Here is a 15,454-nt window from a genome sequence, read left to right as displayed (position 1 = left end):
AGAAGAGGATTAGGTTTTTCACATTGGAAATGATTTGGACTGTTAATATTTAATTCTAGGGAGCCCTGAACAGTCGTATATTTTAATTAAGTTGTGAATTAGGAAGTTTATTGAGGGAGATAACATTAAGAAATTGATTTTCCTCCTATAGAGGGCTATATTGAAGTGAATTTAAAATCAACAAGTCAATAATGACACTAACCTCTATTTTGATATATTCTTGCGTCCCTTTTGTCGTCTTGACCCTTTATATGGGTACAAAAAATGGCTACTATAACAGTGAGAATTACGAAGGCGATGGTTGTGCTCATGATGTCAAGAGGTAAAGTCTTAATTCCTCTTGCCTTACTTGCAAGACCTCCGTTGTCTAAAAGCTTCTGTAGTTCACTAAGTTGGTCCTCATGTCACGCTCTCTTACTGGTATAGAATTGCTTGAATTCCTTAAGAGGAATACGGAAATGACAAGAAAAGACCAAGCCCTTGAGGCTGGCTATGGAACCCTTTTAGACTTTGTAAATGCAATAGCACAAGCTAATAAACTTAATCCAGACTTTTGGAATAATAACGACGGATTTCTATAGTTGTATATTACTCAGTAAGTATACATGTCAATATTATCTAGCTAAAAATAATCATATTTATATATCTTTACTATTAGAAATGAAACCTACATTGTAAGATAATTTTAATACCTCAAAGTACTACTAAGCCTAAATAATATTATTCAGTAGGCAAAGCTGGTTTATATCCACCAGCAACATCTCCACATTCAAGACTGTCGATTGTGGCGACACCCGTTTTAGGATTGGTTCCGGTTGCTTGTAGGCATAGATTCTTTTGATCATCGCTATCGAGGACTGCAAAAGTAAAGTCTGCTCCTTCTATTTGAGCACCTGCAAAACTACTTCCAGATGCGATCATGTTAGTTAAAATTGCATTTCTTAGGTCTGTCTTTTGAAAATTAACTCGATCGGCAAGTGTGTCCGTGAGATTTATTCCATTTAAATTTGATCCTTTTAGGTCTGCCAAAGTAAGTACTGTGCCCTGTAGGTCTACATCGCTGAAATCTGCGTCCCTAGCAACTGCACCAGCTATAGAGGATTTATGTAAATCTTGCCCGTGAAAGTCTCCACCAGTGATATTAGAGCGTACATAGTTTGGTACTTCTTCACCCTCTTGAAGCACAGCTAACAACGGATCTGCAAAAGGAAGAACTAATAAAAATATTGCAGAAAAGGTTATTATTTGAATGAAGATTCTTTTTGTTAATCGCGTAAAAGGCATGATGCGATGATTTGTGCTTATTGTTTACAGTACAGATATAATAACATTTTTCAAAGGAAAAACATTGTCAAAAGCAACCTAGGGAAATATGTTAATTCTAGGATGTAAAAATAAAAGACATGGGTTAGTTAGTTTAATAATTTTAGTTGTTGTTACTTTTACCTAGAGAAGTACCACCAGGTTGCAAGTGGAACTATCGTCGCAATAACTAGACAACCTACTACCCAGGCGATAGCTGTGCTCTTTTTTGTTGCCTGATTCCTCATCACATTGAAGTTTGGATCTGTAATCTCCCCCTCGATGACGTTTAAGGGTGGAGCTTTGCTTCCTACTGCTCCAATATCCATAAAGAGAAATTGGTGATATCCCATTGACCCTATAGAAGTGGTGGATTTGCCGAAATTGTTTTTATGAGCAAAAGGTTGATTAGGGCCTGCTATGGCTTGATTCTCAGCAAAGGCAGCTGGAGAAAGGACTAATAAGCACATCACTGTGCAAAGCACATTCAAAAGGGTTCTAGTGATCTTCACGGAAACAGAAACATATTTACCAATATCACCCATCCTCAGCCATTAAGTCCAGAAATTCCCTTTTCGGTTAAATATCTAAAAGCTCACCTCTTCCAAAGAGTAATTAAGAACAATGGGGTGATTTGCTGATTGAACCGTAAATTGATAAACACATGGTAGTTGTTATAGTATAAGATTAGTTAATAGCTACAAGGTGTGGGCAATAGATTTTTGTAGCATTTAAGTTGTAACTATAATTTGGTTTTGTAAGTTGAGAATGTGCAAGGTTATTTGATTTAAGAGTTGGAATTTTCACTTTCGTTGATGTTTTCGTCAGATGAAGATTGGATGAACTGAACCTCAAATTGGACTAGAAGTCCAATAATGATTAGCAAAACGCCTAGTAGTGGCCAGTAGGATGTCAAACTGAATTTCTTTCAACCTTTTAGAACTACATCATACCAAGAATACTCAGTTGTCCAATTCCATGTTTTTAAATATTTGGATCTCTACTTAAAACTTCTTTCTTTTAAAACAAGCTTTCTTGCTCCAGCAATTCCCTAATTTTTTTGGTTTTCAGACCAGCTTCGGATGCAGTAGTAATCGCGATGATAAGAAGACCGTAGAAACCTAAATTTTCAAATCGACCTGGAAGTGGGTCCGAGGGATCATTTCCTAGTTGGATCAGAAAACTAAGAAAAAGCCATAAAATTGTCAATGCTATTGTAATCCAATAAGCTTTCCAACGTCGCTGGTACATATAGCCAGCGCCAAGTCCAGGCAAGATGTTTAAGAAAAAGGCTACCCAACCAGATGAGGAGGCAAGGATTTCATTCTCCGTAGTTTTTTTCACTTCTTTCTTGAATACAAATAATTTTATTTATGAAGGCTAGCATTGTTTATAAATTAGTACTACTTGTATGAATAAATTTTATTATTCTTCTATTCATATAAAACCTCTTAAGTAAATATTCGGCTTTTTATCTTGAGACTTGAGTTAGTTTTTTGATGGAGTCAATAATGGTTTCCTCCTATTTTTTACCTATATTTTTCCTGCTATAGCAAGATCCTCTTGAAGCCTATTTTCACGATCTAATACTTTCGACCAGGAGGGTAGTTGTTCTGACGATGGAGAACTCATGAAATCGTTCATTGCTGGCTTTAAAAGTGAAGCAAACTTCTGAACAGCAAGCTCCTCCTCATGCCTGTTATATGGAAGATGATTTATTAAGGAGTCAACTCCGAACTGCTTAACTCTATCTTCACCAAGACGTTTATATAGCACTTCAAGAGTTGATAATTGGGGCCCAATTAGTGTTTTCCCTTCATGCTCCATGAGTCCTCTTAGGATACTTGCGAATATTTCAGAGCACATTTTTTGCAAGCCCTGATTTGGTTTATCACCAATATCTTTATGTTTGTGATCAAATATTCCTAAATCGACTTGAGCAATTCGAGTTGTTGACACATGTCTATAAACCTCAGATAAAAGGCCCATTTCGAGTCCCCAATCACAGGGGATCCTTAGATTCATGGCTAAACTTTTTGAGAAGGCAAATTCACCGGCTAGGGGGTATCTAAAGGCTTGGAGGTATTGAAGGTACGGAAGAGTTCCAAATATTTTCTCTAGTGCATTTAATAATGGCCCGACAAATAATCTTGTAGCTCTTCCTTGTAGAGCATTTGTATCAAGAGATATACGGCTATAAAAAGCTTTTACATATGAGACTCCATCAGAACCGTTAAGTAATGGACTTAACATCCTTGCGGGATAGGAAGGACTAAAGGTGCGAATATCAGCATCAAACAATGCAATTACATCAGACGTAACACTGGCTATACCAATGCCCTGCCAAACGGCCCACCCTTTACCTGGTTTTCCATATACTGATAAACCATTTTTTTCATGAGCTTTTAGGAGTTCTATGACTGCAGGAGAATCTGTCCATTGAATATGTACAGGGTATGGCAACTCACTAAAGAAATTATCTGCTTGCTTTACCTCGCTTTCTGAATTTGCCGACAGAGCTATTACTAACCTGTCTAGACCTTCAAGTTCTAAAAGTACATCTTTTATCAGAGTCAGGGCAGGCCTCTTGAATTCACTGAAAATACAAGGAATTAGGAGGGAGGTAGGCCGCTTCTTCAAACTGCTCCGTAATTCTTTAAGGGAATCTTGGTAAATACCGTAGTGATGGATTGTTGTGATCAGGCCCTGTTGAAAGTCCATTTGGTGTTGAGTGCAACAGAATTATGTGTATATGTCAATTGTTTGGACAGAATAGTAGAGGATGTGTGGAAATTGAAGTGTCAAATCAATTAGTCCGGTTGAAGGGATTGATCGAAGAGATCTATAAAAACCAATCTGACGTAGATATGGAATTAATTTGGTCACAAATGATGCAAATTCTTGAATCGAATTCATTAATTGTTGATGATAAGGCAAATTCAACAGATCAAATTTGGGACTCTTCCACTGCAGTTTTAATAACGTACCCAGACCCTTTCGTTGATTCTGATGCTCCATCATTGAGATTATTAGCAAATATAATTAATTCAAAAATTGAAAATTTGGCATCAGTCACACATGTCTTACCTTTCTTAAAGGCAACTAGTGATGGAGGATTTGCTCCATCAAGTCATGAAGAATTAAATGCCAGGTTTGGTAACTGGAGTGACTTGGGATTCCTTGGAGAGGAACGGATGCTCATGGCCGACCTTGTTCTAAACCATGTTTCATCTTCACATCCTTGGGTGGATCAATTCAGAAAAGATGAAGGTCCTGGAAAATCTTATATTCTTTCACCTTCCTTATTAGGTGATTGGTCAAATGTTGTTAGGCCAAGGAACTCTTCATTGTTTTCAACTATTTCAACAATTAAGGGCCCTTTTCCTGTTTGGACAACGTTTAGCCCAGATCAGATAGACCTAAATTGGCAAGATCCATTTCTTTTAATTGAATTTCTAAAGCTTATTGTTCGTTATGCAAACTTTGGAGTTAAATGGATCAGACTTGATGCTGTAGGGTTTATTTGGAAAGAATCAGGTACTAAATGCATACATTTAGATCAAGCCCATCAATTAGTCCAGATTTTCAGGGTTTTTATAGAAATACTTCTCCCTAGATCTGTTTTAGTTACTGAGACGAATGTACCACAAGATGAAAACTTATCTTATCTGGATTCTGGGTTGGAAGCAAATATTGCATATAATTTTCCGTTGCCACCTTTAATACTTGAAGCTCTTATGAGTAGGCGAACTGATTTGATAAATAATATGATTAATGAATGGCCAAAACTTCCTGCAAATACAACCCTTCTAAATTTCACAGCTTGTCATGATGGTGTTGGATTGAGGCCTCTTTATGGAATTATGGATGATAGTAGATTAAAGGAATTGTTGATAGCTTGTGAGAAACGTGGAGGTATGATAAGCCATAGATCAACAGTTAATGGACAAGATGAGCCGTATGAGATAAATATAAGTTGGTGGAGTGCGATGTCGGATACTGAGGGTAATGATTCCAATACGCAACTGCTTCGATTTTTATTAAGTCAGCTTTTAGTTATGTCATTAAAAGGAGTTCCAGCATTTTATTTCCAAGCATTATTAGCATCAGAAAATGATATCTCTACATTCCGAAGAACAGGACAAAGACGAGACCTTAACCGTAGAAAATTTCCTGTAAATAAGTTAATAGAATCTTTGCAGACTGAAAGCTCCATACAATCATTGATTTTAGAAAATCTCAAGACCGCCATGTTGATAAGGTCAAAGACCCCAGCTTTTCACCCTGACTCTTCTATGCAATGTCTAAGCTTAAATAGAAATGATTTAGTTATAGTAAGTAGAGGTAAAGACCACGAGAAAGTCATTGCTGTGCATAACTTTACAGAACACGAAGTGACTATTAACATAACAAGTCTCTGCTTGTCTCATAATCTCAGAGCCTCATCCTTTTGGAAAGATATACTTAGTGGCAATGAATACTTTGAGGCTTTAATTAATATAGATCCCTATTCGGTTGCCTGGTTAAAAGGTAGTATTAACTCATGACAATCATTAAAAACTGGTGGGTCGTAACCGATCTGGATGGAACTTTAATGGACCATCAATATGATTTATCACCAGCACTCGAAACTTTGAGATGGCTTCAAGAATCTGGAGTTCCAGTAATTCCCTGTACAAGTAAGACAGCAGCCGAAGTTGAGCAATTTAGGTCTATATATGGATTAAAGGATCCATATATAGTTGAAAATGGTGGAGCAGTATATGGTCAAGAACCTGATACTAATAGTACTTGGAATTTACCACTCGGATTACGGTATGAGGAACTTAGACCAATTTTAGATGATCTTTCTAGATTAATAGGTTATAACCTATTGTCCTTTAAGGATTTATCTGCAGTTGAAGTGGAGGAGATAACCGGATTGACGGGAAAGTCTATTACTCTTGCACAAGAGCGTTTGTGGAGTGTCCCTTTTCTAACTCCTCCTAGAGAGTTTTCATTAAAATTAGAAAAATTAACGCCTAAATTCAATGTAGCAATTCTAAAAGGCAATAGAATGAGTCATTTAATAAGTAATAAAACTAATAAAGGTAAAGCATTAAATTCACTTAAAGAGTATTTAAAACAGCCTGAAGTAAAAGTTTTTGCATTAGGTGATTCTCCTAATGATAAAGACCTTTTAGACGCAGCAGATGTATCGATAGTTGTTCCTGGTTTAAATGGTATTGATCCCTATTATATAAATGAGATATCTAGTGGTCGTTTTTCTTCAGCCCTTGAACCTCACGCTACGGGATGGGCTTTATCGGTGAGAAAGTTTTTTTCTGAAACTTCTTCTTAAAATGGACAGAACTGATGATTGGTTCAATTTCAAATCCATTTCAACCATATGAGAATGAGATCAACTTCCCTTTAGCTGATCTTCAACAGCTTATTAGTACCTTTAGTCCGCTAGAGATTAATAAATGGGCTGAATTTTGGCTTCAGAGAGGAGCTGATTATTTTATATATAATTATTGGCCAGAAGGAACTAGAGCGGACTGGTTCTGGGGAGTAGGTCTACCTCTTCTTTCAGAAGTAGAATCTCTAATTAGCTTTAATGATCAGCCTCTACTCCTTGGCTTATCTGGACTACCAGGCTGCGGAAAGAGCAGTTTTGGTAAATGGTTAGAGAGAGCAGCAAAAGCTTTTAAACTTCCTTTAAGGGTAGTTTCTCTTGACGACTTTTATTTACCCTCACCACGCTTGGACCTTGCAATGGAAGGTAATCCTTGGGGAGTTCCTAGGGGATTACCCGGAAGTCATGACTTAGACGTACTTGAAGAAACTCTTTATAAGTTCTTAAATAAAGGAATCTTATCCTGCCCCAGATTTGATAAATCACTAAGGGATGGCCTTGGAGATAGAAGTGGTTGGTCTTTGTCCAGACCCAAAATCCTTCTTCTAGAAGGTTGGTTTTTAGGTTCTGAAAACACCAATACCCTAGATTTTGATATAGATGATAACGCTTCTGAATGTAATGAATTTATCCAAAGAGAGACAGATTATAGAGGTACTGTTCAAAACTCTCTCAAAAAATACCAATCGATTTGGAAAAGACTTTCTCTTATATGGCATCTTAAAGCACTAGATATAGATTACACAGCTAAATGGAAAAGACAGCAGGAAGATCATCTTCTAAGAACTAAAGGTGCCTCATTACAAGGAGACTCACTTGAAAAATTTATCAGAATGATACAGCGATCGATACCACATCAGAATTTAATGAAAATCAATGCTGATGTCGTTGCTCACCTAGATATTGATCGACGTATTAAATGGGTGGGTAGAAGTTGCGATGAGCGATTCGACTAAGATCTAGAACTATTTCTTATGTCTAGGCTAGGTGAATTAAATATTATTATTTTTTAACTTTAATTGCACTTCACTCTTTTAAATACCACCCTATAGAAAATAGTACTTTCTTATGGCGTTACGAATGCTTACTAATCAGACACGTCAGAAACTTCAAGAAATTCTTTCACGTTTAGAGTTGGGAGACTCTGTAACTCTTGAAGAAAGGATACAGCTTAACAAGTATTCTTTACATATCCCTTTTATTGCAGGAAAGTTGGCACAGGCACTTAGGAAACGTGATAGTCATTAATTAAATTACCTTTTTAAAGGAGAGGAGTCCCGTCTCCCAAAAATATATTGATCTAATCACCACCACCATTACAACTCCAAACTTTGCTAGATAGCCCTTGTGTGTTTATACCGTTAACCTTAAATGTTCTCTCTATGCATTCATTCTGACTTCTTGACCATTTAGCAATAGGGATAAGAGATGTAGAAATTATCACTAGGCTTACAGTGCTTACAACTGCCAGAACAGGGTAGGCATGGGCCCTAATCATTTCTCTTGGGGTCATTTTCAAGTTTGATTTAATTATAAATTACAGCTTTTTACTTGATCGTGGAGGTATTTCGGGAATTTAGTTTTGAATTCTAAATATTCTATTTAATACTTCCTTTATATTGATAAACGTTTAAAGGGGTAATCATATAAAGATAAAAAGTTTTTAATCATCAATTATAGTGGCTTAGCTTAGTCCTTATTCTTCTTGAAATAATTAGCAATTAACCCATATAGGGCTCCTAACATCCATGATCCAAAAAGTATTGCAAGTACAACCAATGCTATTGAAAGGGTTGACGCTCCGGCATCATTTGGACCATAGTGAATAGCATTATCAAAATAATCCATAGATAATAAGGATTGATCAGTGAGGGGAGAAGTCGATAAGGAGTTAAGTGAATAAAAGAAATCTAATTTAGTTTAGTTACATCCTTTTTATAGTTTAATGACCACACCAAAGAGCACATGTAGTAGTGACTACAGCAATAAGAAGGCCTCCCCATTTTATGGGCTTTTGTGGTGAATTAAATGTTGTTCCTACAAGTATCGCCGCAAGATTGACAACAATTAGCTGGTCTGTCGTGGGGGAAATACCAAGAAATCCGGATCCAGTAGCTAGTAGGTTCATTGGTGTGATTAAAACCTCTTTTACTATAGATCTATTTGACAGTGATTGCCATTTGTGCTATTTGAAGTAATAAAATGCAATTTCTATGTTTTCTATAATCATTAAAAAGGAATTAATTACTTTTTAGTCGGAGCTCTAAAAATGAACACGGTAAATATATTAATTGTTTTTAGTATTCAAAAAGATTTTTCATTAATTAAAAAATATACGAATTGTATGAGTATAAATTCACAGATAAGTAACAAATTAAATTGGTATGAAAAAACAGGTTCGGCTTAATTATTGTTCTAAAATTTCTTTTTGTTGATTTTAGGCGCTTTGCACAATTTCTTCTTTTCTAAGGGATCTGAGGTATCTTTTGCGCTGACCGCTTCCTTCTATGTCAACATGCCAACCACAAGCTAGCCTGTGGTCTTTTTCTTCAAAGCTTGTGGAGGATGCAAGCTTGACGATCTTTTTTTTCTTTTCCATAACTTATTTAAGCATTTTTTGATGCCATTTGCCAGTTTCTAATATGCACTATAAATCTATTTCATAAAAAATTGCTGTCTTACTAACGCAAAAGCAAGTTTTTCATTTCAGATGGTTCCTTTTCCCGAAGAGTATTCTTCAAAGTAATTGTTAGAAGAGTTTGGTGAATTGATCCATTCTTCTTTGCTAGAGGTGATCTCGATATCCATCACTAAAGAATCCTAAAAGCTCTAGATTTGATTTAAGAAAATCTTGCCTAAGTTCATATTTGCTTTGAGCTAGCTTTAATTTCATTGGCCAATGCACTCATTTAGGCTCGTATTCTTTGCCTTTGGGTTGCTTTCCCCTGCCATTTGACCTTGTTTTTGATCATTATGAGATTTAGAAGCCGGTTAACATCCCTACGATAAATAGTAGTGCTATTACCAATCCACCACCAATATAACGGAGGTTTGCAGAGTTCTTGTCCTGTTGGTAGCGGGGCACTCCATCTCCCACTTGCACTAATGCGCCACCATCTTTATACCAGATCCAATCACGAATAGGAGCTGTCTTGATAAGGTCCGCTTTTGTTAGGTCAAGTTCAAGCTTCTCCGATGCACTCAGAAGTACATTTATCATTGCTTCTGAGTCAGAACAGCGAGAAAGCGCCTCGTTTGTTTGCTCAACCCCATCGAGTGACTGGACTAGAATTTTGACTTTTTGTGGAACTGTAAGTTCTTCAGTATTCACAATGACCTCTTAAGAGCTTTTTCTATTAACCAAGATATTCCAATTTTAATAGAAAGTTTGAGAATCTTCAAAACTTTCTACCTATAATGATTTCGGTGTTTGTATTCTTTTCTTCGTTCAACTTCTTTGACTCGAAGGACTAATAGGCAAAAAGTGCGATGGCACTTTTCAGTCAACCCGCTATGACTTGAGAAGACCATTTTAATTTAATTGTAATGAAGCTCCATAGAATTGTTTTTCTGCCAATTCTTCTTTCTTTTAGTGCTTGTTCAAGTATTGATAGTCCACCAAGTTCTGACTCCCCATCAAATGAGACCACGCAAGAATCTAAGTTGCGCTCTAGTGTGAATCGCATTGAGAAGGAATTCCAGAAGGGGGATACTAAGAACGCATGTAAATTGCAGGTTTCTCTATCAAAAGATTTTGCTAATTATAGTGAGGTTTCTCCTGAATTAATTAAAGCTCTAAAACGATTTGAGATTAAATGTGGTAATAAACTCTTTTCTATTGATAATTTCTAAGCTAGAAATCTTTCTTTGTAAGGCTACAAAAAAATATTTTTATGAGCTTTCCTAACCATAAGAGCTATTTCGTTGCTAATAATAGATATATTCACGGATATTAAAATGGGCAATTACAATTCTATTATCCCTGAGAATGACCAGAAAATTTCCTTTAATAGGTGGAAGGTGATTTGGCCTACTTTTATTATTGTCTTAACTGGCTTTATACTTGTCATCTTCCAGCTAGTTAAAAATTCTTGAGGATTTCTAAGTATAAAAATGATGCTTTTATTAAGTCTGTTTTAAGCTATGAAATCTTTTTCCCAGATAGATTTAGGCTCCTTTCTCTTGTCAATTGCTGTTGCCATTGGCTTCTTTGCCTTTATTGTTTTGATCATAAGGTCTATTGAGATCCCAATCAGAATCTACCTAGATAAGAGGAAGCAGAGACAAGTAAGTGAGTTGTTAGAAAAGAAAAACGAAGAAAATGGTTCTAATATTTAAATTATTTCTAACCAAGAGAAAGGGGCCTTGACATATAGACAAGACCCCTTTTCCCTAAGTTTAAATTCCCACTTTTAGTTGTGGTGAATTTAAAGGATCAGCCGTTTAGAGTAACAGAACTGCTGTCAGCGTTTTGTATGGCTTGAGGAATGCGTTTGAAGTCAAATCCTAAAGCACGAACTGCATGCCACAAGTGACCTTGAATAAAGAAGAATCCAAGATAGTAGTGAACATTTGTCAGCCATGCACGTGAAGTGTGGCCAAGTGGTGCACCGTCAATTGAAGGTACCGTATCAATCCAATAAGGAGAGATCCCAAACTTCAGAGTCAATGTCTCTCCATACCAAGCTTCTGGGTAGACCGTGGTGTTAGTAGCACACCAGAAAGCAGCAACAATAGCCATCCAGCCAATACCAGCTAGAGACCAAGAGAGAACGGCTTCTGCAGAAAGTACATTAGAACCTTTGAATTCTGTATATTCTCCTATTTGCTTGGTAGCAATGTGGAATGCACCACCACCCAATTGGAAGAATGCCAAGAAAACATGACCACCCATTACATCTTCAAGACTGTCAATGCTTAGGAAGTCAAATTGATGATTCCAGATTTGAGTTAGGTCAACGTTGTAATTGACTTGGCGAACAGCTTCAATCGCAGGATCATAGATTCCATGGACTCTTGCCCATTCCACGAACCAAATATTTGCAATGCCGAAGAAAAGCAAATGGTGACCAAGGATGAAGGTCTGGTTATTTGGGTTGTCCCATTCAAGCTTGTAACGAGCAGCTTGGCGATGCTCTGGCCTGTCAGGTCCAAAAAGTCCTGAGCTGTTCTGCGTATCCTCGCTGAAAATCAGTGAGTGCAATAGTCCTGCGCTTGCATAGACCATTGAGCAGATCAAGTGGAAAACAGCTACGAAGGTAACGCTTGCACCTGTCCATACGCCAGCTTCGTCGAACCCGATGCCGAGAGATGCTAAATGAGGCAAGAAGATCAACCCTTGATGGCCCATTGGCAATGAAGGGTCAAAACGAGCTAGTTCAAATAAGGTGATAGCACCAGCATTGAAAGCAATCAATCCTGTGTGTGCAACATGCGAGCCAATGAATCGGCTTGACTTGTTGGTTACTACAGAATTACCAACCCACCACCCATAGGTGGGGTTTGGATTTCCATAGGACTGCATGATTTTTAGTAGGGTAAGAGCAAAATAACCCACGAACCTTACAATCAGCTGAATTCATATGGTCGGAATAGTTAAAGGTCTTTATTTAGCAAGATTTGCTTTCTACCTTCTCCCAGGAAATTCTTCTCCTAGATCCCTGTGATGACTTGGATTTAGCGGTCAGAATGCCAATTGGTTGTTTTTAAGCTTTTTTCTATATATATATGACTTGAGCATGATTGGTTGAATCTTTAAAAGACTTTCTGATCAGTTTGAGTTCAATGAAACCCTTGATTGAGGAAAAAGACTCCTTGGAAAGGACTTTGCCGATGGCTGTAACCTGTCAAACATTCAATCGATCTTGTCTTTTCGATTAGGCCAGGAGGTTCTTTTCGTGGATCTCAACTCTTTTCGTTAAGACCGAACCTTTTTTTGCTGGTTTGTATGGGATCATTCCTCTAGAAAAATAAAGTTTGGATGCAGCGCTCAAATTTGACAATCTCCTTCTTGGCTTTTCTTTTTATTTGGTCTATATGGTCAATATGGAGTGGGTTGCAGCCGGTATTGTCCGGTGATCAGTTGGCTTTGTTGTTTTTATTGCTCCCAATATCAGTCCTTTTATTAGCATTCTCTTTCTTCGATGACGAAGATGATGATGATTTTGGAGGCGGGATAATGCAACCTGTTTTACAAAAAATAAATTCTTAATTAGTTTTTTCTCTATCTGTTTGTTGTAAACAAATTATGCCATAAAAAAAAGGCCTCATTGAACATGAGGCCTTTTTTTTTATGGTACAACTTCTGATTATGTTCAAATAAGATACTAATCAGAAGATGGTTTCACTTAATTGCTAATGGTGAATGTTTTGTCTTCCTCGTTTCCAACTGCACTTCGAAGTTTGTTGAAGTCGAAGCCTAGTGCACGAAGAGCATGCCAGAAATGTCCTTGTAGGAAGAAGAATCCAAGGTAGTAATGGACATTTGTAAGAGCAGCACGTGTGCTATGACCTAGAAAGGCAGTCCCGTCAGAAAGGTCCCCCGTGTCAATCCAATATGGGGAAACAGAAAACTTCAGTTGAAGTGGTTCTCCATACCAGGCTTCTGGGTAGACAGTGGTGTTAGTTGCGCACCAGAAGGCGGCAACAATTGCCATCCAGCCAATACCAGCAAGTGACCAGGAAAGTACAGCCTCTGCAGATAGCAAGTCTGCACCTTTGAACTTACTGTAAGTTCCAAGACGTTTCTTTTCCCATGGTGTAGATCCCGCTATCACATGGAATGCGCCACCGGTGATCTCTGCAAAGCCTAAGAAAGCATGGCCTCCCATTACATCCTCAAGACTGTCAATGCTTAGGAAGTCGAATTGACGTTGCCAAATCATTGAAAGATCAAGGTTGTAATTGACTTGCCTAACAGCACCTAGTGCTGGGTCATAAATTCCATGAATCCTGGCCCATTCGACAAACCAAACACAAGCGACACCAAAAAAGATTAAATGGTGTCCAAGGATGAAGGTTTGGTTATCAGGGTTGTTCCATTCCAGTTTGAACTTCTGAGCTTGAATGACATTGCTGTCCTCCACCTTTTCGTCAAAAAGAACACCATGTAATAGACCGCCAGCTCCATAGACCATGGAGAAAACCAGGTGAACAATGGCAATAGATGCAACACCTACCCCTGTCCAAACACCAGCGTCGTCGAAGCCAATACCGACAGAAGCTAAATGAGCAAGGAATAATGAGCTCTGATGCCCCATGGGCACAGATGGGTCAAAGCGTGCAAGCTCCCAAAGGGTGCTTCCACCAGCCGCAAAAGCGATCAATCCAGTATGACCTACATGTGAGGCAATGAATCGGCCTGAGCGGTTGGTGACCACAGAATTACCAGCCCACCACCCGTAGGAGACGTCTGGATTTCCATAGGTCTGCATGATTTTTAAGTGATAAAAGCAAGATATCCTCCAAACCCTACAAGCTGCTCAATTGATATGGACCGAATAGTTAAAGGTCTTTATTTAGTTGTAAATCTAGGGTGCTGAAATTATGGGGTAAAAAAAAACCTCGTCATTATTGACGAGGTTTAGATGTCTTTTGATTGGATTACAGCTTTGGGTAAATTTAGTTTGAAACCAGAAAGCTGATAATCAAGTCATTCAGTTCCCTTAAAGGGTTCTTTCTGCACCAAAAGGACCATTCCTATCTAATAGACGTGTGAAGTCGAAGCCCATAGCACGAAGGGCATGCCACAGGTGACCTTGAATAGCAAAGAAGCCTAGTCCATAGTGGATATTCACAATTGCCATCCTGGTGGTGTGTCCGAAGAATGCTCCATCAGTTAGGTCAACAGTATCTAGCCAGAAGGGAGCAATTGTGAAGTTAAGGGCCAAAGGCTCTCCATACCACTCAACTGGGTAAACAGTTGTGTTTGTTGAAGCCCAGAATGCTGCAACGATAGCCATCCAGCCAATCCCTGCGAGGGACCAAGAAAGAATAGCTTCAGCTGATAGCAAATTGGATCCTTTGAATTCGGTGTATTCACCAATCTGTTTGGTAGCAATGTGGAAAGCACCACCACCTATTTCAAAAAATGCCAGGAAGGCATGGCCCCCCATGACATCCTCGAGGCTATCAATTGCAAGAAAATCAAACTGATGGTTCCAAATCTGTGTTAAATCAAGGTTGTAATTGACTTGACGAATAGCTCCAATGGCTGGGTCGTAAATGCCATGTACTCGTGCCCATTCAACAAACCAGATACAAGCAACACCCATAAAAATCAAGTGGTGTCCAAGAATGAAAGTTTGGTTATCAGGGTTGTCCCATTCCAACTTAAACTTTTGGGCTTGGAGAATCTCCTCGTCCTCAGTCTTTTCCTCAAAATAAACACCATGTAATAGACCACCAGCTCCATAGACCATGGAGAAAACAAGGTGAAGAATGGCGATAGTGGCAACCCCTGCTCCTGTCCAGACACCAGCGTCGTCGAAGCCAATGCCAATTGAAGCTAAATGAGCTATGAATATTGAGCTTTGATGACCCATGGGTATAGATGGGTCATAAGCAGCGAGCTCAGAAAGGGTTGCTGCACCAGCAGCAAAGGCGATCAATCCTGTATGGCCAGCGTGAGCGGCAATGAATCGGCCTGACCGATTGGTGACATAAGAATTTGCAGCCCACCACCCGTAGGTTGGGTTTGGATTGCCATAGGTCTGCATAGTTAGGAGCGCAAGACGTAAATACTAATACGACATT

Annotated in this window: 19 protein-coding genes; 6 read left to right on the top strand and 13 right to left on the bottom strand. The window is 38.3% G+C overall.

Annotation, left to right across the window (positions count from 1 at the left end; translation table 11 throughout):
• Positions 1-401 precede the first annotated feature (401 nt).
• A complete protein-coding gene (locus SOI84_RS02240; RefSeq protein ID WP_320674787.1) occupies positions 402-581 on the top strand; it encodes a hypothetical protein in 180 nt (59 codons plus the stop codon).
• A 139-nt stretch (positions 582-720) separates the two neighbouring features.
• On the opposite strand, the gene SOI84_RS02235 is transcribed toward SOI84_RS02240, so the two are convergent.
• The 4 genes from SOI84_RS02235 to SOI84_RS02220 form a co-directional block, all read right to left on the bottom strand.
• On the bottom strand, positions 721-1,284 hold the full coding sequence (locus tag SOI84_RS02235; RefSeq protein ID WP_320674786.1) for a pentapeptide repeat-containing protein: 564 nt from the start codon (positions 1,282-1,284) through the stop codon (positions 721-723).
• A 158-nt stretch (positions 1,285-1,442) separates the two neighbouring features.
• Entirely contained in the window at positions 1,443-1,847 is a 405-nt protein-coding gene (locus tag SOI84_RS02230) for a hypothetical protein (protein ID WP_320674785.1), read from the bottom strand.
• A gap of 475 nt (positions 1,848-2,322) precedes the next feature.
• Positions 2,323-2,646 (bottom strand): hypothetical protein, encoded by a 324-nt coding sequence (locus tag SOI84_RS02225; protein WP_320674784.1) that lies wholly within the window; start codon positions 2,644-2,646, stop codon positions 2,323-2,325.
• Positions 2,647-2,835: 189 nt separating this feature from the next.
• A complete protein-coding gene (locus tag SOI84_RS02220) occupies positions 2,836-4,023 on the bottom strand; it encodes a glycosyl transferase (protein WP_320674783.1) in 1,188 nt (395 codons plus the stop codon).
• A 77-nt stretch (positions 4,024-4,100) separates the two neighbouring features.
• Between SOI84_RS02220 and SOI84_RS02215 the strand changes: the two genes are divergently transcribed.
• From SOI84_RS02215 to SOI84_RS02200, 4 genes are all read left to right on the top strand, one after another.
• Positions 4,101-5,849 carry an alpha-amylase family glycosyl hydrolase gene (locus SOI84_RS02215; RefSeq protein ID WP_320674782.1) on the top strand — a complete coding sequence of 583 codons (1,749 nt, stop codon included), beginning with the start codon at positions 4,101-4,103 and terminating at the stop codon, positions 5,847-5,849.
• Positions 5,846-6,643, top strand: a complete 798-nt coding sequence (locus SOI84_RS02210; protein ID WP_320674781.1) for an HAD-IIB family hydrolase — start codon at positions 5,846-5,848, stop codon at positions 6,641-6,643. Before SOI84_RS02215 ends, SOI84_RS02210 begins: the two co-directional genes overlap by 4 nt.
• Before the next feature lie 14 nt (positions 6,644-6,657).
• Positions 6,658-7,656, top strand: coding sequence for a uridine kinase (locus SOI84_RS02205; protein ID WP_320674780.1), 999 nt, complete (start codon positions 6,658-6,660; stop codon positions 7,654-7,656).
• Between the two features lie 112 nt (positions 7,657-7,768).
• Positions 7,769-7,948: a hypothetical protein gene (locus SOI84_RS02200; protein WP_320674779.1), complete on the top strand. Its 180-nt coding sequence runs from the start codon at positions 7,769-7,771 to the stop codon at positions 7,946-7,948.
• Positions 7,949-8,000: 52 nt separating this feature from the next.
• Here SOI84_RS02200 and SOI84_RS02195 read toward each other — a convergent pair whose 3' ends face one another.
• The 7 genes from SOI84_RS02195 to SOI84_RS02165 all read right to left on the bottom strand — a co-directional run bounded on the left by SOI84_RS02195 (position 8,001) and on the right by SOI84_RS02165 (position 12,224).
• Positions 8,001-8,213: a hypothetical protein gene (locus SOI84_RS02195; RefSeq protein WP_320674778.1), complete on the bottom strand. Its 213-nt coding sequence runs from the start codon at positions 8,211-8,213 to the stop codon at positions 8,001-8,003.
• 176 nt (positions 8,214-8,389) lie between these two features.
• The gene (locus tag SOI84_RS02190) at positions 8,390-8,548 is read right to left on the bottom strand and encodes a hypothetical protein (protein ID WP_320674777.1); all 159 of its coding nucleotides are present in this window, start codon (positions 8,546-8,548) and stop codon (positions 8,390-8,392) included.
• 94 nt (positions 8,549-8,642) lie between these two features.
• A complete protein-coding gene (locus tag SOI84_RS02185) occupies positions 8,643-8,828 on the bottom strand; it encodes a hypothetical protein (RefSeq protein WP_320674776.1) in 186 nt (61 codons plus the stop codon).
• Positions 8,829-9,137: 309 nt separating this feature from the next.
• On the bottom strand, positions 9,138-9,299 hold the full coding sequence (locus SOI84_RS02180; RefSeq protein WP_320674775.1) for a hypothetical protein: 162 nt from the start codon (positions 9,297-9,299) through the stop codon (positions 9,138-9,140).
• Positions 9,300-9,680: 381 nt separating this feature from the next.
• On the bottom strand, positions 9,681-10,031 hold the full coding sequence (locus tag SOI84_RS02175; protein WP_320674774.1) for a hypothetical protein: 351 nt from the start codon (positions 10,029-10,031) through the stop codon (positions 9,681-9,683).
• A gap of 172 nt (positions 10,032-10,203) precedes the next feature.
• A complete protein-coding gene (locus SOI84_RS02170) occupies positions 10,204-10,386 on the bottom strand; it encodes a hypothetical protein (RefSeq protein ID WP_320674773.1) in 183 nt (60 codons plus the stop codon).
• Between the two features lie 749 nt (positions 10,387-11,135).
• Positions 11,136-12,224 carry a chlorophyll a/b binding light-harvesting protein gene (locus SOI84_RS02165; protein WP_320674771.1) on the bottom strand — a complete coding sequence of 363 codons (1,089 nt, stop codon included), beginning with the start codon at positions 12,222-12,224 and terminating at the stop codon, positions 11,136-11,138.
• Between the two features lie 456 nt (positions 12,225-12,680).
• On the opposite strand from SOI84_RS02165, the gene SOI84_RS02160 reads away from it, so the two are divergent.
• Positions 12,681-12,911: a hypothetical protein gene (locus tag SOI84_RS02160; protein WP_320674770.1), complete on the top strand. Its 231-nt coding sequence runs from the start codon at positions 12,681-12,683 to the stop codon at positions 12,909-12,911.
• A gap of 136 nt (positions 12,912-13,047) precedes the next feature.
• On the opposite strand, the gene SOI84_RS02155 is transcribed toward SOI84_RS02160, so the two are convergent.
• Complete coding sequence (locus SOI84_RS02155) at positions 13,048-14,133, bottom strand: chlorophyll a/b binding light-harvesting protein (RefSeq protein ID WP_320674769.1); 1,086 nt, start codon at positions 14,131-14,133, stop codon at positions 13,048-13,050.
• A gap of 231 nt (positions 14,134-14,364) precedes the next feature.
• On the bottom strand, positions 14,365-15,417 hold the full coding sequence (locus SOI84_RS02150) for a chlorophyll a/b binding light-harvesting protein (RefSeq protein WP_320674768.1): 1,053 nt from the start codon (positions 15,415-15,417) through the stop codon (positions 14,365-14,367).
• Positions 15,418-15,454 lie beyond the last annotated feature (37 nt).

It is taken from the genome of Prochlorococcus sp. MIT 1341 (assembly GCF_034092415.1).
Taxonomy (GTDB): domain Bacteria; phylum Cyanobacteriota; class Cyanobacteriia; order PCC-6307; family Cyanobiaceae; genus AG-363-P08.
Note: the sequence above shows the minus strand (reverse complement) of the source record. Positions and strands in the feature narration are given on the sequence as shown.